General features: G+C 63.7%; 1 protein-coding gene. It reads left to right on the top strand.

Going from position 1 to position 1,345, the window contains the following annotated elements; all coding sequences use genetic code 11:
* The first annotated feature begins 282 nt into the window (after positions 1 to 282).
* The gene (locus ACFYWM_RS44710) at positions 283 to 1,137 is read left to right on the top strand and encodes an ankyrin repeat domain-containing protein (RefSeq protein ID WP_389928000.1); all 855 of its coding nucleotides are present in this window, start codon (positions 283 to 285) and stop codon (positions 1,135 to 1,137) included.
* Positions 1,138 to 1,345 lie beyond the last annotated feature (208 nt).

The following is a 1,345-nucleotide window of genomic DNA, read 5'->3' as shown; positions in this document are numbered from 1 at the left end:
CGTCTACCAGGGGTTTCTCTATGTCGTCAGGTGAACGTCAACCTTGCGATCACGCTGTGACCAGCAGCCTGCTGCCAAGGGATGAAAAACGTTCAGTGATCGAGATACATGAGCGGGACGATCTTGAAGGAGTTTCCTCAGGTCGACTATGACTCTCACCTTCCTCCGGACGCGGCTTCGAGAGACCAGGTCGGATCCGCTCCGCTCCCATGGATCTTCGTTGGCGATATTTGTCGGTGCCGTGGTGTGTCCTTCATGTCACCTTCGAAGGGAGCTAAAGGCATGTACGAAGATGAGTCGTCGTTGCACGATGCGGCCGAGGACGGTTCGCCCGAGGAGGTCGCAGAGTTGGCCGGTCGTGTGGAGAACGTCGACGCCATGTACGAGGGCCGAACCGCTCTCTGGGTCGCTGTGTACGAGGGCCACCACGACAACGCCCGCGCCCTGGTGTTCGCTGGGGCCGACCCCTGGAAGCCGATGATGAGCGGCTGGTCACCCGGGCGTCTCAGCCTGGCCGGGCCGGAACCCGGCCTGTTCGACCGCCCCATCGGAACGAACGGACTGACGAATGACGAGGCCGCCGCGGTGGCGGAGGCCGAGCGTCTGAGGACAGCGCTGGGCGATCTCTATTACGACGGCACAGGGCTGGCGTGTGTGGCCGGGATCGACGCTGCTGAGGTGACGCGGCGGCTGGAGGCAACGGTCGAGATCGTCGAGCCCGAAGAGTTCCTCGACGAGATCGACCCCTTCAGCGAGGAGTCGATGGCTTTCGTCGGCGTTACCGACGTACCCGGTGGCTGCGTCGTCACCCAGCCGTGGGGGTACATGCCGCAGACGCCCGGCGTCAGCAAGCGCCTGTCCGTAGGTACCGTCTACTACGGCCTTTACGCCAACCCCAAGAGCGGCAACCAGGGCAGCATCGCTCGCGACGGCGAGATCGCCGGCTGGGACCTGCATCCCGGCGGAGCTCCCTGGGAGGACGACGCACCCCTGGAGGTCCTGCTCTCCTACCTCTACCGATACCGTGCGGCTGCCTATTCCTGTGCCTACGCCGGTCTGCGGCTGACTGACGCGCGCGCGGTCACTGGGCCGCCCGACGTGTGGCTGCGTCTGCCGGAACGCGACTACTGGCACTGACCTCACGTTTCTTGGGGAACGCGAAGAATTCGCGGAGCCGGGCAAGGGATGGCGAACCCATCCTGCCTTTTCATGTCACGGTTGATCTCACAACCCCGGCTCTTCCGGACATCCGGGGCTTCCCCCATAAACGTGGACACCGATTTCAGGCGGCAGACTTCAGGCTATCTATCGTCTTCTCGTAGTCGATCGGGCTGAGCTGGCCGAG

This window comes from Streptosporangium sp. NPDC002721, assembly GCF_042888905.1.
GTDB lineage: Bacteria > Actinomycetota > Actinomycetes > Streptosporangiales > Streptosporangiaceae > Streptosporangium.
This window is presented reverse-complemented; position numbering and strand designations above follow the sequence as displayed.